At 61.1% G+C, this 24,614-nt stretch carries 22 protein-coding genes; 8 read left to right on the plus strand and 14 right to left on the minus strand.

Annotated features, from left to right (window positions below; all coding sequences use genetic code 11):
• Nucleotides 1-90 precede the first annotated feature (90 nt).
• The 8 genes from AC1RDQ_RS06850 to AC1RDQ_RS06885 all read right to left on the minus strand — a co-directional run bounded on the left by AC1RDQ_RS06850 (nt 91) and on the right by AC1RDQ_RS06885 (nt 9,359).
• Nucleotides 91-720, minus strand: a complete 630-nt coding sequence (locus AC1RDQ_RS06850) for a glutathione S-transferase family protein (protein ID WP_492586777.1) — start codon at nt 718-720, stop codon at nt 91-93.
• Nucleotides 721-913: 193 nt separating this feature from the next.
• The gene (locus tag AC1RDQ_RS06855; protein WP_085716476.1) at nt 914-1,093 is read right to left on the minus strand and encodes a hypothetical protein; all 180 of its coding nucleotides are present in this window, start codon (nt 1,091-1,093) and stop codon (nt 914-916) included.
• Nucleotides 1,090-2,220 carry a PepSY-associated TM helix domain-containing protein gene (locus AC1RDQ_RS06860; RefSeq protein ID WP_492586779.1) on the minus strand — a complete coding sequence of 377 codons (1,131 nt, stop codon included), beginning with the start codon at nt 2,218-2,220 and terminating at the stop codon, nt 1,090-1,092. The genes AC1RDQ_RS06855 and AC1RDQ_RS06860 overlap by 4 nt, the downstream gene beginning before the upstream one ends.
• A 72-nt stretch (nt 2,221-2,292) precedes the next feature.
• A complete protein-coding gene (locus AC1RDQ_RS06865) occupies nt 2,293-4,728 on the minus strand; it encodes a TonB-dependent siderophore receptor (RefSeq protein ID WP_492586781.1) in 2,436 nt (811 codons plus the stop codon).
• Between the two features lie 270 nt (nt 4,729-4,998).
• The gene (locus AC1RDQ_RS06870; protein WP_492586783.1) at nt 4,999-5,973 is read right to left on the minus strand and encodes a FecR domain-containing protein; all 975 of its coding nucleotides are present in this window, start codon (nt 5,971-5,973) and stop codon (nt 4,999-5,001) included.
• Entirely contained in the window at nt 5,970-6,488 is a 519-nt protein-coding gene (locus AC1RDQ_RS06875) for an RNA polymerase sigma factor (protein ID WP_057713015.1), read from the minus strand. The genes AC1RDQ_RS06870 and AC1RDQ_RS06875 overlap by 4 nt, the downstream gene beginning before the upstream one ends.
• A 226-nt stretch (nt 6,489-6,714) precedes the next feature.
• Nucleotides 6,715-7,422, minus strand: coding sequence for a 3'-5' exonuclease (locus AC1RDQ_RS06880; RefSeq protein WP_492586785.1), 708 nt, complete (start codon nt 7,420-7,422; stop codon nt 6,715-6,717).
• Nucleotides 7,419-9,359, minus strand: a complete 1,941-nt coding sequence (locus tag AC1RDQ_RS06885) for a putative nucleotidyltransferase substrate binding domain-containing protein (protein WP_492586787.1) — start codon at nt 9,357-9,359, stop codon at nt 7,419-7,421. Before AC1RDQ_RS06885 ends, AC1RDQ_RS06880 begins: the two co-directional genes overlap by 4 nt.
• 253 nt (nt 9,360-9,612) lie before the next feature.
• On the opposite strand from AC1RDQ_RS06885, the gene AC1RDQ_RS06890 reads away from it, so the two are divergent.
• A complete protein-coding gene (locus AC1RDQ_RS06890; protein WP_090451799.1) occupies nt 9,613-10,059 on the plus strand; it encodes a response regulator in 447 nt (148 codons plus the stop codon).
• Nucleotides 10,060-10,169: 110 nt separating this feature from the next.
• On the opposite strand, the gene AC1RDQ_RS06895 is transcribed toward AC1RDQ_RS06890, so the two are convergent.
• Nucleotides 10,170-12,347: a malate synthase G gene (locus AC1RDQ_RS06895; protein WP_492586789.1), complete on the minus strand. Its 2,178-nt coding sequence runs from the start codon at nt 12,345-12,347 to the stop codon at nt 10,170-10,172.
• 583 nt (nt 12,348-12,930) lie between these two features.
• On the opposite strand from AC1RDQ_RS06895, the gene AC1RDQ_RS06900 reads away from it, so the two are divergent.
• Nucleotides 12,931-13,449: a glycine cleavage system transcriptional repressor gene (locus tag AC1RDQ_RS06900; RefSeq protein WP_008017358.1), complete on the plus strand. Its 519-nt coding sequence runs from the start codon at nt 12,931-12,933 to the stop codon at nt 13,447-13,449.
• A gap of 215 nt (nt 13,450-13,664) precedes the next feature.
• Here AC1RDQ_RS06900 and rarD read toward each other — a convergent pair whose 3' ends face one another.
• The 5 genes from rarD to AC1RDQ_RS06925 all read right to left on the minus strand — a co-directional run bounded on the left by rarD (nt 13,665) and on the right by AC1RDQ_RS06925 (nt 19,476).
• Complete coding sequence (gene rarD, locus AC1RDQ_RS06905) at nt 13,665-14,552, minus strand: EamA family transporter RarD (protein WP_090451795.1); 888 nt, start codon at nt 14,550-14,552, stop codon at nt 13,665-13,667.
• 216 nt (nt 14,553-14,768) lie between these two features.
• A complete protein-coding gene (locus AC1RDQ_RS06910; protein ID WP_102670838.1) occupies nt 14,769-15,743 on the minus strand; it encodes a serine/threonine protein kinase in 975 nt (324 codons plus the stop codon).
• A gap of 195 nt (nt 15,744-15,938) precedes the next feature.
• The gene (locus AC1RDQ_RS06915; protein WP_492586790.1) at nt 15,939-17,840 is read right to left on the minus strand and encodes a PhoX family protein; all 1,902 of its coding nucleotides are present in this window, start codon (nt 17,838-17,840) and stop codon (nt 15,939-15,941) included.
• Between the two features lie 67 nt (nt 17,841-17,907).
• A complete protein-coding gene (locus tag AC1RDQ_RS06920) occupies nt 17,908-18,672 on the minus strand; it encodes a TOBE domain-containing protein (RefSeq protein ID WP_218494744.1) in 765 nt (254 codons plus the stop codon).
• Nucleotides 18,673-18,735: 63 nt separating this feature from the next.
• Nucleotides 18,736-19,476: a ComFC family protein gene (locus tag AC1RDQ_RS06925; RefSeq protein ID WP_492586792.1), complete on the minus strand. Its 741-nt coding sequence runs from the start codon at nt 19,474-19,476 to the stop codon at nt 18,736-18,738.
• 93 nt (nt 19,477-19,569) lie between these two features.
• Here AC1RDQ_RS06925 and bioB point away from each other — a divergent pair, with 93 nt between their 5' ends.
• The 6 genes from bioB (at nt 19,570) to AC1RDQ_RS06955 (ending at nt 24,582) form a co-directional block, all read left to right on the plus strand.
• Nucleotides 19,570-20,625: a biotin synthase BioB gene (gene bioB / locus AC1RDQ_RS06930; RefSeq protein ID WP_492586794.1), complete on the plus strand. Its 1,056-nt coding sequence runs from the start codon at nt 19,570-19,572 to the stop codon at nt 20,623-20,625.
• Nucleotides 20,626-20,799: 174 nt separating this feature from the next.
• Nucleotides 20,800-21,978 carry an 8-amino-7-oxononanoate synthase gene (gene bioF, locus AC1RDQ_RS06935; protein ID WP_492586796.1) on the plus strand — a complete coding sequence of 393 codons (1,179 nt, stop codon included), beginning with the start codon at nt 20,800-20,802 and terminating at the stop codon, nt 21,976-21,978.
• Nucleotides 21,971-22,702 carry an alpha/beta fold hydrolase gene (locus AC1RDQ_RS06940; RefSeq protein WP_223502295.1) on the plus strand — a complete coding sequence of 244 codons (732 nt, stop codon included), beginning with the start codon at nt 21,971-21,973 and terminating at the stop codon, nt 22,700-22,702. Before bioF ends, AC1RDQ_RS06940 begins: the two co-directional genes overlap by 8 nt.
• Nucleotides 22,695-23,507, plus strand: a complete 813-nt coding sequence (gene bioC / locus AC1RDQ_RS06945) for a malonyl-ACP O-methyltransferase BioC (RefSeq protein WP_492586798.1) — start codon at nt 22,695-22,697, stop codon at nt 23,505-23,507. The genes AC1RDQ_RS06940 and bioC overlap by 8 nt, the downstream gene beginning before the upstream one ends.
• Complete coding sequence (gene bioD / locus AC1RDQ_RS06950; protein WP_057713030.1) at nt 23,504-24,184, plus strand: dethiobiotin synthase; 681 nt, start codon at nt 23,504-23,506, stop codon at nt 24,182-24,184. The genes bioC and bioD overlap by 4 nt, the downstream gene beginning before the upstream one ends.
• A gap of 122 nt (nt 24,185-24,306) precedes the next feature.
• Nucleotides 24,307-24,582 (plus strand): pyrroloquinoline quinone biosynthesis protein PqqE, encoded by a 276-nt coding sequence (locus tag AC1RDQ_RS06955; RefSeq protein WP_492586800.1) that lies wholly within the window; start codon nt 24,307-24,309, stop codon nt 24,580-24,582.
• The last annotated feature ends 32 nt before the right edge of the window (nt 24,583-24,614 follow it).

Genomic DNA, 24,614 nt, shown 5'->3' on the forward strand with positions numbered 1-24,614 from the left:
GTTCAAGGTCCGGATAGCAGGACCTTGAGCATCGGAGCTTTTTCAGTTTTTGCCTACTAGCAGAACTGATAGTGCGTTGGTGTCACCAGGCTAAACCTTCGGCATCGTTGCAATCATCGAAGGCCGCTGGCTCACCTCGAAATACCACGCCGCAAGTTGCGGATTCGCTGTGCGCCAGTCCAGATCCGGATGGCGCAGGTCCAGGTAACCCAATGCACAGGCCACGCTGATTGCCGCCACATCGAAATGGCAGGTCAGCTCGGCAATCGCGTCCTTTTCCAGCAAGGCCAGGGCGCGACGGATCTTGTCGCGCTGGCCGTCGAGCCATTCGTCCCAGTGTTTCTCCGGGGCACGCAGGGCGACTTCGTAGCGAACCAGCACGGCCGCGTCCATGATCCCGTCGGCCAGTGAAGCGAGGGTCAGGCGCCGCCAGCGGGCCGAGCCTTCGCGGGGGATCAGCGGGTTACCGACGTGCTGGTGGTCGAGGTAGTCGAGGATGACCCGGCTGTCATGGATGACATTGCCATCGGCCAGGCGCAGGGCCGGGATTTTGCTCAGGGGGTTGTCGTCGATCAGGGTCAGGTCCGGGTTGACCGGGGTCAGTACGCTGGTCTGTAACGCCACGCGGTTCTGTTGTCCGGTTTCGTGCAGCAGCACCATGACTTTGCGAACGAAGGGCGAAAGCGGGTTGTGGTACAGGGTCATGCTCGGGGCGGACATGGCAGCGTCTCGGTCGGTGGCAGTGTCGGGCAGCATAGCGCGTTGGTCTGATTGCTCAAGCATCATGGCTTGACCCCTTGTGGGAGCGAGCTTGCTCGCGATGGTCGTCAACGATGACGTTGGAAGACTGACACCCCGGGGAGTTCTCGGGTGCATCGCGAGCAAGCTCGCTCCTACAGGGGGGGATGTCGTTTCAGCGGCGTTGCAGGAGGCCCCGCAGGGCAACAGCGGCGGGGATGCCCAAGCCTAGCCAGCTCAGCGAATCCCACACACCATCCCCGAGCAACGCGGCAAACAACCCTGCCGCGCTGAACAAGGCGATGACGATTGGAGTGCTAAACACTTTCCAGAAGTTCGACTGCCGGGGCTTCATGCCACGCTCTCCGCTTTTTCCAGCACAGGCCTGGCAGCCTTGCGCCGCACCACCCACAGGTAGACCCCGCTGCCGAGCACGATGATGGTCAGCACATCGAGGGTCGCCCAGAGTATCTGCATCGGCATGCCACCGTAGTCACCGAAGTGCAGCGGTTGTGACATGCCCATGACGTCCATGTACCACGGGCGTTCGACCACTGCGGTGACTTGCAGGGTGCTGGCATCGATCAGCACCGGCGTGAGCAGGTGCGAGGTCAGGTGCGTGCTGCCCTTCATGAACACTGCGTAATGGTACTCACTGGAAAAGCGTGTGCCGGGGAAGGCGATGAAGTCCGGCTGCATGCCCGGTGCGACTTCCTTGGCGATGTCGAGCAAACGGTTGGCCGGCGCCAGTTGAGTCAGCGGTGGTGCATCGCGATACGGCGCGATCATCGCGGCCAGTGTGTCGTTGCGCCATGCTGCAATCAGTAGGTCTGCGCAGGCACTGACGACGCCGGTTACGCCGACCACCAGCGCCCAGGTCAACGTCACGACGCCGATCAGGTTATGCAGGTCGAGCCAGCGCAGGCGAGTGGATTTGTCCTGGCGCACGGTGGCGAATTTCAAGCGGCGCATGAACGGCAAGTACAGCACCGTGCCGGAAACGATCGCTGCCACGAACGCAATTCCCATGAACGCCAGCAGCAACTTGCCCGGCAAGCCGGCGAACATGTCCACGTGCAGGCGCAACATGACCATCATGAAGCCACCGTTGGCCGATGGCGTTTCCAGCGCTTCGCCAGTACGGGCGTCGAGCATGAAGGTGTGGGACGAGTTCGGCTCGGTGCCTGCGGTCGCGGCCATGATGGTCAGCACTGCGTTGGGCTCATCGTCCTCGAAGCCGAAGTACTGCATGACTTCACCGGGACGATGTTTCTCGGCCGCGTCCACCAACTGCTGCAAATTCAGGTGCGGGGTGTCCGCCGACATTACCTTCACTTCAGGCGCATCGCCCAGCAAGTGGTCGATCTCGTGGTGAAAGATCAACGGCAGGCCGGTCAGTGCCAGCATCAGCAGAAACGCTGTGCAGATCAGGCTGGACCAGGTGTGGACGAAGGACCAGCGGCGAATTGTTTTACTTTTCATTTCATAGCCTTCAGAAAAACCAAAGCCGCCCACGAAGGACGGCCTGGTCATTGGGCGTGTCAGCTCAAAGCGTTACCACTTGTAGGTTGCACTTGCGACGACACTGCGCTGGTCGCCGTAGTAGCAGTAGTAGCTGTCGCAAGTCGAGATGTAGTCCTTGTCGAGCAGGTTGGTTGCGTTGACGGCCAGCGAAGCGCCTTTGAGGCTGTTGTCCAGGCGGCCGAGGTCGTAGTGAACCACTGCGTCGAACACCGTGTAGGCGTCGGCCTTGCCCAGCCAGGTGTTAGCCTGGTCGCCATAGGTATTGCCGGTGTAGCGCGCGCCGGCGCCGATGCCGAAGCCATCCAGCACGCCGTTGTGCCAGGTGTAGTCGCCCCACACCGACGCTTGCTGGTTAGGCATCAGTTGCAGGCGATTGCCCTTGTAGATGCCCTCTTGCACTTCGGATTTGGCCAGGGTGTAGGCAGCGGTGACCTTGAGGTTTTCGGTCACGTCGGAAACGGCTTCCAGCTCCAGGCCTTTGACTTTCACTTCGCCGGTCTGGCTAGTGACTGTCACGTTGCCCACGTTGTTGGTGACGGAAACGTTTTTCTGGGTCAGGTCATACACAGCCGCGGTCAGCAGGGTGTTGCTGCCCGGTGGCTGGTACTTGATCCCCAGTTCCCATTGCTTGCCTTCGGTCGGCTTGAACGACTCGGTCGGCGAGGCGACGGCATTGCTGGTCGGCTGGAACGATTCGGCGTAGGACAGGTAAGGCACGAAGCCCGAGTCGAACACGTAGCTGATCGCCGCGTTGCCGCTGAAGTTCTTGTCGCGTTCGGTGTTGGTGGCATCGCCCTTGTTGAAGAACGTGGTACCGGTGTGGACCCAGTCTTCACGACCGCCGAGGGTCAGGCGCCATTGGCCGAGGGCCATCTGGTCCTGGATGTACAGGCCGGTCTGCTGGGTCTTCTGTTCGTAGTCATAGAAGGCTGTGGAGCGTGCCGGACGCTCGATCGGCAAGCCATAGACCGGGTCGTTGACGTTGATGCCCGGCGCGGTGCCGAAGATCGAGAGGTAGTTGGTGGTGTTGCGCTGATGGTCCAGACCGATCAGCAAGGTGTGACTGACGTCGCCGGTGACGAAGTCGCCCTGGAAGTTGTTGTCCACGGCGAATTGGGCGATGTCTTCGTCGACATTGGTGGTGCCACGGCCGGTATTGCCTTGATCGTCAACAACAGACCCGTAAGAGGGGCCGTAGCTATTGACGGTCACGGCCTGGAATGACAGCTCCGACTTGGTGTAGCGCAGGTTCTGGCGGAACTGCCAGACATCGTTCAAGCGGTGTTCGAAGGCATAGCCCAGTGCGTAGTAGGTGCGGTCGTAGAAGTCGTAGTTCGGGTCACCCAGGTTCTTGTGGTGGGAGATATCGCCGAACGGCATGTCGATCTTGGTGCCCTGGATCGGATAGAACTGACTGGTGATACCGGTATCGTCACGGGTGAACTGCGTGAGCAGGGTGAATTTGGTGTCTTCGTCGATGTTCCAGGTCAGGCTGGGGGCAATGTTGTAGCGCTTGTCATCGATGTGGTCGATGGGGGTGCCGCCGTCGCGCAGCACGCCGCTGAGGCTGTAAAGGAACTGGCCTTCGTCATCGATCTTGCCGGTGCTGGCGAAGTTGATCTGGCGATGATTGTCGCTGCCGTATTGCAGCTGGACCTCGCTGCTGGCTTCAGCGCTTGGGCGACGGCTGACCATGTCCAGCAGGCCGCCCGGCGGGGTCTGGCCGTACACGGAGGAGGCCGGGCCGCGCAGCAGCGCCAGGCGGTCGAGGTTCCAGGTTTCCTGTTTCGGGTTGGAGTACACACCTTTTGGCAGTGGCAAGCCGTCGAGGAATTGAGTCGGCTCGAAACCGCGCACGCGCAACCAGTCGGCGCGGGTGTCGCTGCCGAAGCTGCTGGAGGTGATGCCCGGCAAGTAGCGCACGGCATCGTCGAGGGTGTGTGCGTTGCGGTCGTCCATCTGCTCGCGAGTGACGACCGAAATCGAACGCGGTGCCTCGACCAGCGCGGTGTCGGTCTTGGTGCCGGCGGCGGTGCGCTTGGCCAGGTAGCCCTGTGCCGGGCCCCAGGCGCTTTCAGTGTCTTGCACACCAATCACGCTGGTTACTGGCAGGTCCATCACGCCCTCGGGCACGGCCACCAGGCTGTAGGTGCCCGCACTGCTCTGTTCCAGTTGCAGCCCGGTGCCACGCAGGGCTTCGCGCAGGGCGCCGGCTGCGTCGAACTGGCCTTTGACCGGCGCCGAGGCCTTGCCCGCCGCCAGGGATGGATTCAACGACAGGGCCAGACCGGCCTGGCTGGCAATCTGGTTCAGGGTGTTGACCAGTGGAGCGGTCGGCAGGTTGTAGGCGCGGACGCCGGACGCCTGTTCAGCGGCGACCAGTTGGCTGCTGGCCAAAGGGGTGCAAAGGGCAATGGCAACCGCCAGCAAACTGCGGCGTAACAGGGAGTCTAGCGAACGAGGCATACAGCGGCTCCTGAATGGAAACATTTCTCAATTGCCTGTGTGCCGTACGAAAATCAAAAAGTGATAGGGCTGGATGAAAATAATTTCGATTCAGATACTGAGTCGTTATCAAAAAGCTTCAGTCGTGCGCAGTTGTGGCGAGGGGGCTTGCCCCCGTCCGGCTGCGTAGCAGTCGCAAAATCAGCCAATGCGGTTTAACTGGAAAATGCGGGGGCCGCTTTGCGACCCAACGGGGGCAAGCCCCCTCGCCACAGGGTTCTGTGTGCGGATTCAGGGCTTGGTATCGGCCTTGGCCACGACCTTCACCCACCACTGCGTGTGCTGTTCGATCTGCACCGGCAGGGTCGGCAGCAGGGCGTTGAGTGCCAGGTCGGTGTCGCGAAGCGGGAAACTGCCGGTGATGCGCAGGTCGGCCACTTCCGGCGCGACCCCGACGTAACCGTTTCGATAGCGGCCGATTTCATGCACCAGGTCTTCCAGCCGTGTGTTGTCCACCACCAGCATGCCGCGGGTCCAGGCATCCGCACCGAGGTTGACGGCCAGAACCGGGCCCAGGCCGTTGTTGCGGATCAGTACCTGCTGGCCTTCGCGCAGAATCTTTTCGTCAGGGTTGGACTCAGGGTGAACCGCCACCGCCGACTGCAATACGCTCAAGCGCGTTCCGTCCTCCTCGCGCTTGACCAGAAACCGCGTACCCAGCGCACGCATGCTGCCTTCGCGGGTTTCGACGATGAACGGCCGGGGATCGCCATGGCCGGTTTCAACCAGTATTTCGCCTTCCTGAAGCACGATGCGCCGCTGCTTTTCATCGAAACGCACATCCAGCGCACTGTGGGTATTGAGATTGATCAGCGTGCCGTCAGCCAGACGCAGGGTGCGTTGCTCGCCAACGGCGGTGCGCTGGTCGGCCAGCCAATAGTCGATCGGCAGGTAACGATCCCCGGCGAACAGGGCCAGGCCGACCACGGCAACGAAACTGGCGACACCGTTGCCAAGCTTGCGCACTCGCCGACGAATGCCTTCGCGCGATTGCAGCAAGGCAGTGCGGGCCGGGCCGCTGGCCACGCTGAAGCGTTGGTCGAGCATGCCCAACTGGCGCCAGGCGCGGGCGTGCTCTTCGTGGGCCGCGTGCCACTTGGCGAACTCTTCGCGCTCTACCGGGTTGGCGGAGTCCATGGACAGCTGCCAGGCAATCGCCGCGTCCAGCACGCTGGCCGATACCGGTTTGGAACTGACCGGGTTCATGTCGGCTCACCATACAGCGCGATATAGCACTGGCGAATGCCTTGGGCCAGGTACTGGCGCACCCGCGGCACCGACACACCGAGGCGCTCGGCGATTTCCGCGTGACCGAGGCCGTCGAGGCGGTTATAGAGGAATGCCGCCCGGGCCTTGCTGGAAAGCGTGCCGAGCAAGCGGTCGATGTTTTTCAGGTCTTCGAGGATCATTTGCTGTTCTTCCGCCGATGGTTGTTCGGCTTCGGGAATCAGCATCAACTCGGTGAGGTAGGCCTGTTCCAGCGCGGCGCGACGGAAATAATCGAACAGCAGGCCCTTGGCGATCGCCACCAGGAACGCCCGCGGCTCGCGCGGTGCCTTCAATTCCTCACGGCCCAGCAAACGCACGAAAGTGTCCTGGCTCAGGTCTTCGGCCCGCTGCGGGCAGGCGACGTTGCGTCGAAGCCAGGCCAATAGCCAACCGCGATGGTCGCGATATAACGCACCGACGAGCTCACTTTGAGGGCTTGGGACTGACGACACGCCGCATCACCGATTGGGAAATATTAACTAACGAGAATTGTTCGCGATTGTGGCAGAGGCGAGGGAGGTAAGCAATTGGCGTTGGTCGGGTGGGGATTTGGCGAAGGCCCCTGTAGGAGCGAGCTTGCTCGCGATGAACTTGAAGGCGACGCATTTTTCCAGACAGCACGCGTCACCGTTCACGACCATCGCGAGCAAGCTCGCTCCTACAGGAGGGTCCTGAAGGTCAGAAGGAAGGCGCCTGCTGCCGGCGCTTCCACTGACTCAAGCGCTGTTGCAAATTCAACGGGCTATGAATCTGCTGCTGCCGCGCACGGCTGAACAGGATCAGTGCCAGTTCGGCGGTGGCCAGGGCGTCGGCGCTGGCGTGGTGGCGCTCGAAGACTACGAGCTTGAACCAGTCGATCCAATCGTCCAGCCCGGCCTCGCGAATGTGCGCCTGGGGGCATAGCAGTGGCGCAATATCTGCCACATCCAGAAAGGCATGCTGCAACTTGTAACCCAGATGATCCTTCAGGGCGCGCGCCAACATGTGCTGGTCGAACGGCGCATGGAAGGCCAGCACCGGGCTGTCGCCGACAAACTCCATGAGTTCGAGCAGCGCCTCGGCCGGATCGCTGCCGGCAGCAATTGCACTGGGGCCCAAGCCGTGAATCAGCACACTGGGGCCGAGTTTGAGTTCGCCGCATTGCAAGGTTCGCTCGAACTGTCGACTGAAATCGATCGCGCCATCCTCGATCACCACGGCGCCGATGGACAGTACCCGGTCCTTGTTCATATTCAGCCCGGTAGTTTCCAGGTCGAGCACTACCCAGCGCTGCTCGCGCAGGCTGCATTCACTCAATCCGGTGACCGTCGGCAGGCGTTGAAGACGTTGTTGCAGGTCTGCGGACAAGCTCGGGCCGGCCGGGCGCAGCCATGAAAACAGGCTCATATCTGATACCGCAAGGTCAGGCTGCTTTGCAGGCGCTGTGCCTGGCGCAGGGACTCACGCAGGATGCGCCGGTCCAGATGATTGAGGCTGTCGGGATCGACCCGATTTGAGTAAGGAAAATTCTCTCGGGTCTGTAGTTGATGTTGCTGCATGCGTGTTTGCTGGATGAAGTGATAGGCCTCTTCGTACGCAGCGCCGTCCAGGGGATCGATGACCTCCTTGTCGACTAACTGGCGAAAACGCTCCAGCGTGTTGTTTGTTTCGATACCGTGGGCCAGGGCCAGCAACCGGGCGCCGTCGACAAAGGGTGTCAGACCCTGAGTCTTCAGGTCCAGGGTGGCCTTCTCGCCATTTTTTCGCGCCAGTACGAACTCGCGGAAACGCCCTACGGGCGGGCGATTGCGCAACGCATTCTCAGCCATCATGCGCTGGAACAAGCGGTTGTCGCCGACCTGGTCGAGAATGCTCCGGCGCAATTGCTCACAGCCTTGCTCGCTGCCCCAGACCACGCGCAAATCGAAATAGATGCTCGAACCCAGCAGGTTCTCCGGGGTTGCCTCGCGGATAAACGCCGCAAAGCGCCGCGCCCATTCGGCCCGGGACAGGCACAGCTCAGGATTGCCAGCCATGATATTGCCCTTGCACAAGGTGAAGCCGCACAGCGCCAGGCTCTGGTTGATCTGCTGGGCAATGGGCAACAGTTTGCCGCGAATCTCGGCGGCATGGGCCGCATCCCTGGCTTCGAACAGAATGCCGTTGTCCTGATCGGTGTGCAGGGTCTGCTCGCGACGGCCTTCGCTGCCGAAACACAGCCAGCTGAACGGCACGCCGGGGTCGCCTTTTTCGGCGAGAGTCAGCTCGATCACTCGGCACACGGTGTGGTCGTTGAGCAAGGTGATGATGTGGGTGATCTGCGTCGAAGAGGCGCCGTGGGCCAGCATGCGCTCGACCAGTTGACCGATTTCGCCCCGCAGCGCCATCAGGTTTTCCACTTTCTGGGCATTGCGGATAGTGCGCGCCAGGTGCACCAGGTCGACCCGTTGCAGGGAAAACAGATCACGCTCGGAAACCACGCCGCACAAGCGCTGGTCCTTGACCAGGCAGACATGGGCGATGTGCCGCTCGGTCATGGCAATCGCCGCGTCGAATGCACTCTGATCCGGCGACAGGAAGAACGGCGCCCGGGTCATGTACCCTTCGATGGCTTCGTTGAAATCACTGCTGCCGTTGGCCACGGTCTGGCGCAGGTCGCGCAGGGTGAAAATCCCCAGTGGCGCCTTGAGGTCATCGACCACCACGATGCTGCCGACCTGTTGTTCGTGCATCAACGTCACGGCTTCGCGCAATGGCGTCTGCGGGGCGCATGTCACCGGGTGGCGCATGGCCAATTCGCCCAGTCGGGTATTGAGCGAATATTGGGTGCCCAGGGTTTCCACGGCTTTTTGCTGCACTTGCTGGTTGACCTGATCCAGCAGGCTGCTGACGCAGCGCAGGGCGAAGTTGCGGAAGGTGTCCGATAGCGAAAACAGGCGGATGAATGCCGGCTTGTTCAGTTGCAGGCAGAAGGTGTCTTCGCCGGCCAGGTGCTCGGTGCGGGTCGCCCGTTCACCCAGCAACGCCGCGAGAGGGAAACATTCGCCAGTGGTGATCTCGAAGACCGTTTCGGTGCTACCGTTTACCGTATGCGGACGCTCGCCCACGACCCGGCCTTGCTTGACGATATAGAAGTGCTCGACCGGGCCGTCAGCGGGTTTGATGATGCTCTCGCCGGGGGCGTAAAAACGCATCTGACATTGCTCGACCAGATACGCCAGGTGAGCGTGTTCCATCTGATTGAAAGGTGGGAAGCGCTGGAGGAATTGCAACGTGCCCTGGATGTTCTGCAACACCGCGGTTTTCCCTGCCTGTGTGAAGGCGTCCGCTTTACTCATAACCATTACCGCAGTCTTTTTTGAATTGTTGTTGTCGGATGACCCAGACATGGTCGACCCCTGTGGCCGGAGTGCCCATTGGACGTAAGTCTAGGTAGGCGATTGGTATGCTGAAATGTCGGAAGAATCCTACGCAACTGTGCGAAAAACCTCTCTGTCCCCCTATTGGAAAAATATCCGACGAAGCGCACATTTAAGGCCTGCTTAGCGATGTCTCGTCACTGTGCTAGGGAAATGAACTGAACATGTAGAGAAAGCCATGTCCGACCACGATATTTTGAGCGACGCCGAGCGCGAAGCCTTGAGCGCCGTCATGCTGGAACCTGACCTGCCGCCACAACGGGTGCTGATCGTCGATGACGATAAAGACGCCAGGGAACTGTTGTCAGAGATCCTGGCGCTTGACGGTATTCACTGCATGACGGCGGCCAGTGGCGAAGCAGCACTCAAGATGCTGGAGGAGAAACCTTCGATCGGACTGGTGATTACCGACCTGCGCATGGGCCTCGTCGACGGCCTGGACCTGATCCGACAGGTGCGCGAGTCGGTACGGGCGGCGTTGCCGATCATCATCGTCTCGGGTGATGCCGACGTGAAAGATGCGATCGCCGCGATGCATTTGAATGTGGTGGACTTTCTGCTCAAGCCGATTGATGCCGGCAAGCTGCTGGAACTGGTCAAGCATGAACTTGGGGTGGAGCCTTAGTCCAAGCCTGTCAGCCCTGAACTACCTCTGTGGGAGATCGCGGACAGCCCAAAAAGAAAAAGCCCTGATCTTTCGATCAGGGCTTTTTCATGTCCGGCGCAGACGCTCAGTTACAGGCCATTGGCAGCCTTGAACTCGCGACGACGACGGTGCAGGACCGGCTCGGTGTAGCCGTTCGGCTGCTTCGTGCCTTCGACCACCAGTTCGACCGCCGCCTGGAAGGCGATGTTGCTGTCGAAGTTCGGGGCCAGCGGACGGTACAGCGCGTCGCCAGCGTTCTGACGGTCAACCACCGGCGCCATGCGCTTGAGGCTTTCCATCACTTGCTCTTCGGTGACGATGCCGTGACGCAGCCAGTTGGCGATGTGCTGGCTGGAAATACGCAGCGTTGCACGGTCTTCCATCAGGCCGACGTCGTTGATATCCGGCACTTTCGAACAGCCGACACCCTGGTCGATCCAGCGCACCACGTAACCGAGAATGCCCTGGCTGTTGTTGTCCAGTTCGTTCTTGATCTGTTCGGCGGTCCACTGCGGGTTCACCGCCAGCGGGATGGTCAGGATGTCGTCTACCGAAGCATGGGCACGTTTGGCCAGTTCGGCCTGACGGGCGAACACGTCAACCTTGTGGTAGTGCAGCGCGTGCAGGGCAGCAGCGGTCGGCGAGGGTACCCAGGCGGTGTTGGCACCGGCCATCGGGTGAGCGATTTTCTGTTCGAGCATCGCCGCCATCAGGTCCGGCATGGCCCACATGCCTTTACCGATCTGTGCGCGACCTTGCAGGCCGGTGCTCAGACCGATATCGACGTTGGAGTTCTCGTAGGCGCCGATCCATTTTTCCGCCTTCATGTCCGCCTTGCGCACCATCGGGCCGGCTTCCATGGAGGTATGGATTTCATCGCCCGTGCGGTCGAGGAAGCCGGTGTTGATGAACACCACACGCTCGCTCGCCGCCTTGATGCAGGCCTTGAGGTTGATCGTGGTACGACGCTCCTCGTCCATGATCCCGACTTTGAGGGTGTTGCGCGGCAGGCCCAGCACGTCTTCGATGCGACCGAACAGCTCGTTGGTGAACGCCGCTTCTTCAGGGCCGTGCATCTTCGGCTTCACGATGTAGATCGAGCCGGTGCGGGTGTTTTTGCGCGAGGTGTTGCCGTTCAGGTTGTGCATCGATGCCAGGCAAGTCACCAGGCCATCGAGAATGCCTTCAGGCACTTCGTTACCGTCTTTGTCGAGGATCGCATCGATGGTCATCAGGTGACCGACGTTACGCACGAACAGCAACGAACGACCGTGCAGGCTCAGTTCACTGCCATCGACGGCGGTGTAGGTGCGGTCGGCGTTCATGGTGCGGGTAAAGGTCTGACCGCCCTTGGCGACTTCTTCCGACAGATCGCCCTTCATCAGGCCGAGCCAGTTGCGGTAGATCACCACTTTGTCATCGGCATCGACCGCGGCAACCGAGTCTTCGCAGTCCATGATGGTGGTCAGCGCGGCTTCCATCAGGATGTCTTTGACGCCGGCCGCGTCGGTCTGGCCGACCGGGGTGCTGGCGTCGACCTGGATTTCGAAATGCAGGCCGTTGTTTTTCAGCAGGATCGCGGTCGGTGCAGCGGCATCGCCCTGGAAGCCGATCAGTTGCGCATCGTTGCGCAGGCCGGTGTTGCTGCCGCCTTTGAGGGCGACCACCAGTTTGCCGTCGACGATCTTGTAGCCAGTGGAGTCGACGTGGGAACCGGCCGCCAAAGGCGCCGCTTCGTCGAGGAAGGCACGGGCGAAAGCGATGACCTTGTCACCGCGAACCTTGTTGTAGCCTTTGCCTTTTTCCGCGCCGTCGGCTTCGCTGATGGCGTCGGTGCCGTAGAGCGCGTCGTACAGCGAACCCCAGCGGGCGTTCGAAGCATTGAGAGCGAAGCGGGCGTTCATCACCGGCACCACGAGTTGTGGACCGGCCATGCGGGCGATTTCTTCATCGACGTTTTGCGTCGTTGCCTGGAAATCGGCCGCTTCTGGCAGCAGATAACCGATGTCTTGCAGGAAAGCTTTGTAGGCCACGGCGTCGTGCGCCTGACCTGCACGTTCCTGGTGCCAGGCATCGATACGAGCCTGGAAATCATCGCGTTTGGCGAGTAGGGCTTTGTTCTTCGGTGCCAGGTCATGGATGACCTTGTCGGCACCGGCCCAGAACTTATCGGCGGTGAGGCCGGTACCGGGAATGGCTTCGTTGTTCACGAAGTCGAACAGGACTTTGGCGACCTGCAGGCCACCGACTTGAACGTGTTCAGTCATTGCTTGCCTCACTCTGCTCAGCTATTTCGCTTTTCAGCTCTTCAATTTAACAATGAAGCCTCTGGCCATTTAAACCACAAACCCCTCTACCAGTACATGCCCATGACAGGCGGCTGGGTTGGGACCAATCAACGGCTTGGGGCCTTGCTGACAGGGCTTTCAGGGTTGCGAACGTGCCTGCGGCAGACATCGATCCAACGTTATGTAGTGCGCGCTGCGGCATACTACATGATGAATTGCGGTTGTGAAAATTAGACTAATTACGTCGTTCTGCGACCCCATGACGCATTGCGGTCACGTCGGGGAGCGTGATGTTCTCAAAAAACTATTGGATTGTTCCAGTTAAATATCAAAAGTTGTACACATTATCTTTGGTGCTCTGCTATGGGGTGCCTGTTTTTGTGGCGAGGGGGCTTGCCCCCGTTGAGTGGCGAAGCCGCTCCCGTGCATGTACCACGAAAAATTACATCCGTTCATTTTGCGACTGCTGCGCAGCCGAACGAGGGCAAGCCCCCTCGCCACAATGTTCCCCTTGCCTATACTTGGTTCTCTATAACAAAAGTCATGACTGGAGGGCTGCGCCATGGACCACCTCGTACTCACTGTTTTTGCTCCGGACAAGCCCGGGCAAGTCGAGCGTATTGCCCAATGCATTGCCGAGCACGGCGGCAATTGGCTGGAAAGCCGCATGTCGCGCATGGCGGGACAATTCGCCGGCATTCTGCGGGTGGGCGTGCCGGCCGAGGCCTACGACGAATTGGTCGATGCCCTGCAGGGCTTGTCCGCCCAGGGCATTCGCGTGTTGGTCGCCGAAAGCAGCATCGAACAATCCTGCACCTGGAAGCCGATCGCCATGGAACTGGTGGGAAATGATCGTCCGGGGATCGTGCGTGACATCACCCGCTTGTTGAGCGAGCAGGGGGTGAGTCTGGAACGGCTGGTCACCGAAGTGCGCCCGGCCCCGATGAGCAGCGAGCCGTTGTTCCATGCCGAAGCGATTCTTGCCGTCCCGCTGACGCTGTCGCTGGACGTGCTGCAATCGCGCCTGGAAACCCTGGCGGACGATCTGATGGTCGAGTTGGTGCTACGCAGTGATCCCTGATCAGGTTATCCAAGTTAAACGTGCACCGGCCTGTGGATAACCTGTAGAGACACCCCGCCAGGCCACGCCGACCGGGGTTCTTCATGATCTGATCAAAAAACCAGCAGTTTCAGCCACTTGCGCACAATCGGCGGGGATCACGCTGTGGATAACCTTGGGAAGGAATGATGCAGGCCACGGGAGACGTGGCCTGTAGGCTTTTGTGTGTTTTTTGATCAGCTGCGGCGGCGCAAACTTATCCACGCATCGATGCTGTAAACCGCCAGACCGGCCCAGATAAACATGAACGCTACCAAGGTGCTGGACGACAGGTGCTCGCCAAACAGCAGAACGGCTTGCAGCAGAACCAGGGTTGGCGCCAGGTACTGAAGAAACCCCAGTGTCGTGTAGGGCAAATGCCGTGCAGCAGCGTTGAAGCAGACCAGCGGCACCAGCGTGATCGGGCCGGCGGCGACCAACCACCAGGCCTGGGACGTGGTCCAGAATTCGGCCTGGGCGCTGCTGGCCGTCGGATTGAGCAGCAACCAGCCAAGGGCAATCGGCACCAGCATCCAGGTTTCCACCACGAGCCCCGGCAGTGCCTTGACCGGTGCCTGCTTGCGAATCAGGCCATAGAAGCCGAAGGTCAGGGCCAGCACCAACGACACCCACGGCAGACTGCCGACTTGCCAGACCTGCTGCGCCACACCCACCGCCGCCAGGCCGACGGCAATCCATTGCATGCGCCGCAGCCGTTCGCCGAGGATCAGCATGCCCAGCAACACGTTCACCAAGGGGTTGATGTAGTAACCGAGACTTGCCTCCAGCATGCGGCCGTTGTTCACCGACCAGACGTAGGTCAGCCAGTTGGCCGCGATCAGCGCGCCGCTCAGGGCCAGGATCGCCAGTCGCTTGGGGTTCTCCCGCAGCTCGCGCCACCAGCCGGGATGCTTCCAGACCATCAGCAACAAGGCGCCGAACAGCGCCGACCACAGCACCCGGTGGATGATGATTTCCACTGCGGGCACGCTGGCGATGGCTTTGAAGTAGAGGGGGAAAAGCCCCCAGATGATATAGGCACTCAGGCCCAGTATGTACCCGCGACGCGGGTTGGCGGCTTGCATGCAGAATCCTTGCTTAGGCAGCTAACAAAGAGGGGATTGTAAGGAGATTTGTCTGCGAATGTCCTGACTGAATAGGTAGGACATTTGTGAACATCGGTATCTGTAGGAGCGAGCCTGCTCGCGATGGACGTCAACGATAACGCGTGCTGTCTGAATAAACGCGTTGCCCTTGCGTTCTTCGCGAGCAGGCTCGCTCCTACAGGGGGGCAGGGTGGGTCAGAAGAGCTTCAGTGGCTCTTCTTGGAGCGCCGCCAACTGCTCGCGCAACGCCAGCACTTGATCACCCCAATAACGCTCGGTGCCGAACCACGGAAAACTGCGGGGGAAGGCAGGATCGTCCCAGCGGCGGGCGAGCCAGGCGCTGTAATGCAGCAGGCGCAGGGCGCGCAACGGTTCGATCAAGGCCAGTTCACGGGGATCGAAGTCGTGGAATTCGTTGTAGCCGTCCATCAGTTCCGACAACTGGCTCAGGCAATCCTGACGATCGCCGGCGAGCATCATCCAGATGTCCTGTACCGCCGGACCCATGCGGCAGTCGTCGAGGTCGACGATATGGAACATCTCGTCACGGCACATCATGTTGCCGGGGTGGCAGTCACCGTGCATGCGGATGTTCTGGTGCGGCGTGTTGCTGTAGGCATCTTCCACACGCTTGAGCAGATCGCGGGCCACTGACTCGTAGGCCGGCAGCAGGCTGCGGGGGATGAAGTTGCCGTCGAGCAGTGTGGCCAGCGAGTCATGGCCGAAGTTTTTTACCGCCAGCGCTTCACGGTGCTCGAACGGCCGGGTCGAGCCGACCGCATGCAGGCGCCCGAGCAACTGGCCCAGGCGATAGAGTTGGTCGAGGTTGCCCGGCTCCGGTGCTCGGCCGCCACGGCGGGGGAACAGGGTGAAACGGAAACCGTTGTGTTCGTGCAGGGTTTCACCGTTGTGGATCAACGGCGCCACGACCGGCACCTCGCAGTCGGCGAGTTCGGCGGTGAACTGGTGCTCTTCCAGAATCGCTTCGTTGCTCCAGCGTTGCGGCCGGTAGAACTTGGCGATCAGCGGCTCGGCGTCTTCGATACCGACCTGATAGACACGGTTCTCGTAGCTGTTGAGCGCCAGGATGCGCGCGTCGCTGAGAAAGCCGATGCTTTCGACGGCATCGAGCACGAGGTCTGGTGTGAGGGTTTCAAACGGGTGGGCCATGCTGACTCCTGCGCGCAGCAGGCTGCTGCGTCCGGCCAGGCATGGTAGCGCAGACGGGGGGCTTTAGGGGGTGGGCTTGAGGTGTGCGTTGTATGTGCTGACGCCATCGCGAGCAAGCTCGCTCCCACAGGTCATGCGCCAGATATGAAATCGCGCCAATCCTGTGGGAGCGAGCCTGCTCGCGATGAGGGGTTGTCAGGCGCCGACGATCCCGCCATCTTCCCGCGAAATTGCCATCACCGAAGACCGCGGCTTGCCGTTGGGCAGGTGCTCGGGGAAGGTAGAACCGCCGTTTTCACCCGGATGCTGAATCCCGACAAACAGGGTTTTCTGGTCCGGCGAGAAGCTGATCCCCGTCACTTCACAACCTACCGGGCCAACCATGAAGCGACGAATCTCACCGGTTACCGGATCGGCACAGAGCATCTGGTTGTTGCCCATGCCGGCAAAGTCTCCGGCGTTGCTCGAATCGCCGTCGGTGAGAATCCACAAGCGTCCGGCCTTGTCGAAGCCCAGACCGTCCGGGCTGTTGAACATGTTCTGCGGCGTGATGTTCGACGATCCGCCTTTTGGTGTGCCGGCGTGAACCCCCGGATTACCGGCGACGACGAACAGGTCCCAGGCAAAGGTTTTCGAGCCGTGATCGTCACGCTCGGTGCGCCAGCGCAGGATCTGGCCGTAGACGTTCTTCTCACGCGGGTTCGGCCCGCCCGCCGGTTGCCCGTCTTCGCCGCGTTTGGCGTTGTTGGTCAGCGTGCAGTAGACCTGGCCATCCTTGGGGCTGACCACGATCCATTCCGGGCGGTCCATGCGCGTGGCCTTCACCACACTGGCGGCGAGACGCGCGTGAATCAAAACTTCGGCCTGATCGGCAAAACCGCTGCTGGCGTCGATGCCGTTTTTGCCGTGGGTCAGTTCGATCCATTCACCCTGGCCTTTCGGGTGATCGACGTTGCCGTCGCCGGCATCGAACCGCGCCACGTACAGGGTGCCGTGGTCGAGAATGTCACGGTTGGCCTTGGGGTTCTTGTGGTCGATCTTGTCGCGGCTGACGAATTTGTAGATGAACTCACCGCGTTCATCGTCGCCCATGTACACCACGGCATGACCGTCGCCGGTTTCGGCCAGTGCGGCGTTTTCGTGCTTGAAGCGGCCCAGGGCCGTGCGTTTGACCGGCGTCGATTTCGGATCGAACGGATCGATCTCCACCACCCAGCCGTGACGGTTGAGCTCGTTGGGGTTCTTCGCCATGTCGAAGCGCTCGTCGTGCTGGTGCCAGTTGATTTCTTTGCTGGTGGCCACCACGCCGTAGCGTTTTTGCGCCGGGTCGAACTTCTGCTCGGCGTTGCTGCTGCCGAAGCAGTCGGTGAAGTTCTCTTCACAGGTCAGATAGGTGCCCCACGGCGTCTTGCCGTTGGCGCAGTTCTGGAAGGTGCCCAGGACGTTCTTGCCGTGCGGATCGGCACTGGTTTTGAGCAGGGCATGTCCGGCGGCCGGGCCGCTCAGGGTGATCGGTGCGTTGCCGTGAATGCGGCGGTTGTAGCGTGAGCCCTGGACGAACTGCCATTGGCCGTTCTTGCGCTGCACTTCAATCACCGACACACCTTCGCAGGCCAGCGCCTTGCGCACTTCTTGCGCCGATTGCGGCATGCCGCCGTGGGCGTAGAGGTAGCGGTAGTTGGTGTATTCGTTGTTGATCGCCATCAGCGCCCGGTCTTTTTCGCCCGGAAACTCGAACAGGCTCATGCCGTCGTTGTTGTCGCCGAACTGGACTTCCTGATGTTCGGCGCTGCCGTTGCCGCTCGGGTCGAACACCGGACCGTCCTTGTGCAGGGGCTGGCCCCAGCTGATCAGCACCGAGGACTTGTAGCCCGGCGGCAGGGTGATGGTGTCGCTGGTGGCGGCGGCAATGCTGTCGAAACCCAGCAACTGGCTGTTGCCGGCACTGACACTGGCGGCCATCACGCTGCGGCTCAGCAGGTTGCCGCCAAGGAACATCGCCGCGCCGCACAGGGCACCTGCGCTGATGAAGCCGCGACGGCTGAGGCCGACCATGGTTTCGAGGTCGGTGGACTGGTTTTCTTCTAATAGGCTCATTTCAGGCTCCCTGCGGATTTTGCAGACACCTTAAAGATGAGTCATGAACCTTTTATTGCAGTTCTGCTTACAGTGGTGTGCCCAGCAGAACCCTGGACGGCGAAAACTCCACGCGCACCGGTTTGCCGCACGTCAGCCCCGATGCTTGCAGATGACTCGGTTCGGCCAAGGCGCATAGAGTCAGGCCGTTGGGTAGGGTGATGCGCACTTCGCTGGGACCGTCGTCGGCGTCGAGAATTTTTTCGATGATGCCGCTGAGGCAATTGTTTTCAGGCGTTTCGACTGAGTCGATTTGCAGCACGTCGAGCCAGCCGGCCTTGATCAATGCCACGACTTCAGTGCCGATTTGCAGTTCCAGGCGCTCGGTGCTGTCGTGGGTAATTTGCGCGGCGACGATCACGCCTTCGGCGACTTCGAGGCGAATCAGGTCGTTGCGTCCCTGAGGTTCGATCGCAATCACCTTGCCGTGCAACTGATTGCGCGCGCTGGTGCGCAGCATCAGGCGCCCGAGCAGATCCAGATCGCTCGCGTCTTCAGTTGCTTCCAGCACTTGGGCCTGCAAGGCTTGCAGCTTCTGGTACAGGCGCAACACCCGCTCGCCTTCGTTGGACAGGCGCGCACCGCCGCCGCCTTTGCCGCCGACAATCCGCTCCACCAGCGGCTTCTGCGCCAGGTTGTTCAGCTCATCGATCGCATCCCAGGCAGCCTTGTAGCTCAGGCCCGCGCTTTTTGCCGCGCGGGTGATCGAGCCTTGTTCGGCGATGTGCTGCAGCAGGGCGATGCGCTGCGGACGGCGGACAATGTGCTGGGACAGCAAGGTTGGCAAAGACATGACAAGTCGCTTTGGGTGGTGACGATGGTGAGGACGTTGGTCGCTTGGGCCGCGCGAGTCAAGTCAGGGTGTCTCGCCGGGTTTGGGCGTGCGGGCCAGGCAATAGACGTCGACCCTCGCCGCCCCGGCGTCCATCAACAGGCGAGCCAGGGCCTGGGCCGTGGCTCCGGTGGTCAGTACGTCGTCGACCAGAGCCAGGTGCCGGCCTTTGACGACCGCGCCGGGTGCCAGGGCGAAAGCATTGCGCAGGTTCCTTAGGCGGGCTTCGGCGTTCAATGCCTGTTGGGCGTCGGTGTCTTGAGTGCGCAGCAGCAACCGTTCGTCGCAAGGGATATCGAGACTCGCACTCAACCAGTGAGCCAGCATCGCCGCCTGATTGAACCCGCGCTGGCGCAGGCGCCGATTGGCCAGCGGCACCGGGATCAGCGCCTGGGGTCGCAGCAGATCGTCTTCGAAGCGATGTTGCAGGTATTGAGCGAGAAGTTCGGCGAGCAGGCGGCCAAACGGCCACTTGGCGTTGTGTTTGAAGCGGGTGATCAAGCTGTCTACCGGAAAGCTGTAGGTCCAGGGCGCAATCACTTGTTCGAAGGCCGGTGGCTGCTTCAGGCAATGGCCGCAGGTCAGTCCTGCGGCCGGGAGCGGCAGGGCGCAGGTCAGACAGTGATCACCGAGCCAGGGCAACTCGATTTCGCAGGCCGTGCAGACAGGAGGGATGCCGTCGGCCGTTTCATCGCACAAAAGGCATGATTGTTTGTTTTTTGACCAGATGTAAACCGGCCCTTCGTATCGTGGTTGACAGCGCATCGCTCTTCCTTAAATATGCCGAAACATCTGTGAAGCGGCTGTGAAACTCCATTACCCAGCCGACTGCCAAAGCATAATTCAAAGGAAACGCCCATGAGCGCCAGCACCACTGCCACCCTGCGTAATGACTGGACTTTGGCCGAAGTCAAAGCACTCTTCGTTCAGCCATTCAATGACCTGTTGTTCCAGGCGCAGACGGTGCACCGTGCGCATTTCGACGCCAACCGCGTCCAGGTGTCGACCCTGCTGTCGATCAAGACCGGCGCCTGCCCGGAAGATTGCAAATATTGTCCGCAGTCCGGTCACTACAACACCGGCCTGGAAAAAGAGAAACTGATGGAGGTGCAGAAGGTCCTCGAAGAGGCCGCTCGCGCCAAGGCCATCGGTTCGACCCGCTTCTGCATGGGCGCGGCGTGGAAGCATCCGTCGGCCAAGGACATGCCGTACGTGTTGAAGATGGTCGAAGGCGTGAAAGCCATGGGCCTGGAAACCTGCATGACCCTCGGTCGCCTGGATCAGGAGCAGACCGAAGCGCTGGCCAAGGCCGGCCTCGACTACTACAACCACAACCTCGATACCTCGCCGGAGTTCTACGGCAGCATCATCACCACCCGCACCTACAGCGAACGCCTGCAAACCCTGGCGTACGTGCGTGATTCGGGGATGAAGATCTGCTCCGGCGGCATTCTGGGCATGGGCGAGTCGCTGGACGACCGCGCCAACCTGCTGATCCAGTTGGCCAACCTGCCTGAGCATCCGGAGTCGGTGCCGATCAACATGCTGGTGAAAGTCGCCGGTACGCCGCTGGAAAATGCCGACGACGTCGATCCGTTCGACTTCATCCGCATGCTCGCCGTCGCGCGCATCCTGATGCCGCAATCCCACGTGCGCCTGTCCGCCGGCCGCGAAGCCATGAACGAGCAGATGCAGGCCTTGGCGTTCTTCGCCGGTGCCAACTCGATTTTCTACGGCGACAAACTGCTGACCACCGCCAACCCGCAGGCCGACAAGGACATGCAACTGTTCTCGCGCCTGGGCATCCTGCCGGAAGCCCGCGAAGAGCACGCCGACGAGGTGCATCAGGCAGCTATCGAGCAGGCGCTGGTGGAGCAGAAGAGCAGCGAGCAGTTTTACAACGCGGCTGTTTGAGTCATCCACCGACTTCTCTGGCTGGAATGCAAAACACTGTGGGAGCGAGCTTGCTCGCGATTGCGTCAGGTCCGTCGACATCAATGTTGAATGTGACGCCGCCATCGCGAGCAAGCTCGCTCCCAAAGGGATCGCATTCATTTTGATTTCTGTGATCTGAACTTCGAGGCCTGCATGTCTTTCGATCTCGCCGCACGCCTTGCCGCCCGTCGTGCCGAAAACCTCTACCGCCAGCGCCCGCTGCTAGAAAGCCCGCAGGGGCCGCAAGTGGTGGTTGATGGCCAGCTGTTGCTGGCGTTCTGTAACAACGACTACCTGGGCCTGGCCAATCATCCGCAAGTGATCGAAGCCTGGCGTGCCGGCGCTTCGAAGTGGGGTGTGGGCGGAGGGGCATCGCATCTGGTCATCGGCCATAGTTCCCCGCACCATGCCCTGGAAGAAGTGTTGGCCGACCTGACCGGTCGCCCGCGGGCGTTGCTGTTCACCACCGGCTACATGGCCAACCTCGGTGCGGTCACGGCATTGGTGGGGCAGGGTGATACGGTGCTCGAAGACCGGCTCAATCATGCGTCGCTGCTCGACGCGGGGCTGTTGTCCGGCGCGCGGTTCAATCGTTATCTGCACAACGACCCGGCGAGCCTGGCCAAGCGCCTGGAAAAAGCCACCGGCAATACGCTGGTGGTCACCGACGGCGTGTTCAGCATGGACGGTGATCTTGCCGACTTGCCGGCGCTGGCCCGAGAAGCCAAGGCCAAAGGCGCCTGGTTGATGGTCGACGATGCCCATGGTTTTGGACCGCTGGGTGCCAACGGTGGCGGCATCGTCGAACACTTTGGCTTGAGCCAGGATGACGTTCCGGTGCTGGTCGGCACCCTCGGCAAGGCATTCGGTACGGCAGGTGCCTTTGTGGCTGGCAGCGAAGAGCTGATCGAAAGCCTGATCCAGTTCGCCCGCCCCTACATCTACACCACCAGCCAGCCCCCCGCGCTGGCCTGCGCCACGTTGAAAAGCCTGGAACTGCTGCGCAGCGAACACTGGCGCCGCGAGCATTTGCAGACGCTGATCCGCCAGTTCCGCAAAGGTGCCGAGCAGATTGGCCTGGAACTCATGGACAGCTTCACGCCGATCCAGCCGATCATGATCGGTGACGCGGGGCGAGCGGTGCGACTTTCGCAAATGCTGCGTGAACGCGGGTTGATGGTAACCGCGATTCGCCCGCCAACCGTACCCGCCGGCAGTGCCCGGCTGCGGGTCACGTTGACGGCTGCCCACAGTGAGACTCAGGTACAGCTATTGTTAAACGGACTGGCCGATTGTTTTCAACAACTGAAGCCGGAGCCAAGCCATGCGTGATCGTCTGATTCTGCTGCCCGGCTGGGGCCTTGGCGTTTCACCGCTGGAGCCTCTGGCGGCGGCCCTGCGCGGTCTTGATGAGCACCTGCGCGTCGAAATCGAGCCGTTGCCGGAGCTGGAGTCGAGCGATCTTGAGGAGTGGCTCGATGAGCTTGATTCGACCTTGCCGCAAGACGTGTGGCTGGGCGGTTGGTCATTGGGCGGCATGCTCGCCTGCGAATTGGCGGCCCGGCGTGGCGATCGCTGCTGTGGTGTGTTCACCCTGGCCAGCAACGTTTCTTTTGTCGCTCATGATCAATGGACAAGCGCCATGTCCGGGGAAACCTTCGATGCGTTTCTGGCGGGATGTGAAGCCGATCCGCGCGCGACCTTGAAACGCTTTTCACTGCTTTGCGCCCAAGGCGCCGAAGACCCACGCGGATTGTCGCGGTTGTTGCTCGGCGGTGCCCCGAACACCGCTGCGCCGGTGTTGCTGAGTGGTCTGCAAGTGCTCGCGCAACTGGATACACGACAGGCGCTGCAATCGTTCCGTGGTCCGCAACTGCATCTGTTCGCCGGCCTCGATGGGCTGGTGCCGGTGGAAGCGGCGGGCGAGTTGTTGGCATTGCTGCCGGATGTCGAAATCGGTCTGATTGAACAGGCCAGCCACGTGTTTCTCCTGGAGGATCCCCACGGTGTGGCGGGGGCGATCCAGGCCTTTTTGCATGAGTCCGGCGATGACTGATTTATCCCTTCCCAACCTGCCCGGCGCCTTGCCCGACAAGCGCCAGGTAGCAGCCTCATTCTCCCGCGCGGCAGCAAGCTACGACAGCGTGGCCGAGCTGCAGCGTGATGTGGGCAGCCAATTGCTCGGGCGCTTGCCGCAGGACTTCGTACCGCAGCGCTGGCTGGACCTGGGCTGTGGCACCGGGCATTTCAGTCGTGCCCTGGGTGAGCAATTTCCGGGCAGCCACGGGGTGGCGCTGGACATTGCCGAGGGCATGCTCAACCACGCCCGGCCATTGGGGGGTGCCACATACTTCGTGGCCGGCGATGCCGAGCGACTGCCACTGCAGGATTCGTCTTGCGACCTGATCTTCTCCAGCCTGGCGGTGCAGTGGTGCGCGGACTTCGACTCGGTGCTCAGTGAAGCCTTTCGAGTACTGAAACCGGGCGGCATTTTCGCGTTTGCTAGTCTGTGTGTAGGGACGTTGTTTGAATTGCGCGACAGCTGGCGCGAAGTCGACGGTATGGTGCACGTCAACCGCTTCCGGGAGTTTGGTGTTTATCAACAACTGTGTGCGGCCAGCGGCTTGAGGATGGTCAGTCTGCAAAACCTTGCGCACGTGCTGTATTACCCGGATGTGCGCAGCCTGACCCATGAACTCAAGGCGTTGGGTGCGCACAATCTCAATCCCGGGCGACCGGGTGGCTTGACCGGCCGGGCGCGGATTTTGGGTTTGATCGAGGCTTACGAACAGTTTCGTCAGGCCCAGGGACTGCCGGCGACTTATCAAGTGGTGTACGCCGTTTTGGAGAAACCCTTATGAGCGCAGCCTATTTCATCGCCGGCACGGATACCGATGTCGGTAAAACCACGGTCGCTGCGGGGCTGCTGCATGCGGCGCGTTCGGCGGGTTTGAGCACGGCGGCGGGCAAGCCGGTCGCGTCCGGTTGCGATGTGACACCTAAAGGCCTGCGCAACGCCGATGCGCTGGCCTTGCTGGCGCAGTGTTCGCTGCCGCTGACCTACGCACAGGTCAATCCGATGGCCTTCGAACCGGCCATTGCCCCGCATCTGGCGGCGCGAGAGGCGGGCGTGGCGCTGACGGTGCAGTCGTTGCTGGCGCCGATGCGGCAGATTCTGGGCATGCAGGCGGACTTTACCCTGATCGAAGGCGCTGGTGGCTGGCGCGTACCCCTGGCGGATCAGGACAACCTGTCAGACCTGGCCATCGCGTTGAAGCTGCCGGTGATCCTGGTGGTCGGTGTACGCCTGGGGTGTATCAGCCATGCCCTGTTGACCGCCGAAGCGATTGCCCGGGACGGTTTGCAACTGGCGGGGTGGGTGGCCAACATCATCGAACCGAAGACCTCGCGGCTGGAAGAAAACCTGGCTACCCTGGCCGAGCGCCTCCCGGCACCGTGCCTGGGGCGTGTGCCTAAACTCAAGGCCGTTACGGCCGAGGCAGTGGCCGAGCACTTGCAACTGGACCTGTTGGACTGAGGCGAGTGGCTGCGGGCTTTGCCTATGGGAAGGCACTGTGCCATTAGTGTTTTTGTCGAGTGTTTTGCTGGCCACTCTGCTTCAATGGTCACTGTTGATCCTTTGAAAGGACGAGTTCTCCCTTGGAAATCTCAGGAAACACCGCTTTTTATGCCGGTCTGAGCACTCTTCAGACAGGGCAGAACCGTGTCGATCAAGCCGCCGGGCAGATCGCCAACACGACGATCGAGCGCTCGGTCACCAGCCAGTCCTCCGAGGCGCAGGTCGATCGTCTGCGATCGGACCTGGCCAGCAATGTGGTCGAAATGGCCCAAGGCAAATTTCAGGTCGAACTGGGCGCCAAAGTCGCCAAGGCATCCGACGAAGTGCTCGGAACGCTGATCGATACTTTCGCCTGATCCTCATTGAATCCGTCTCTCCAACGCCGCGC

Source organism: Pseudomonas sp. GW823-FHT02E01 (genome assembly GCF_058797535.1).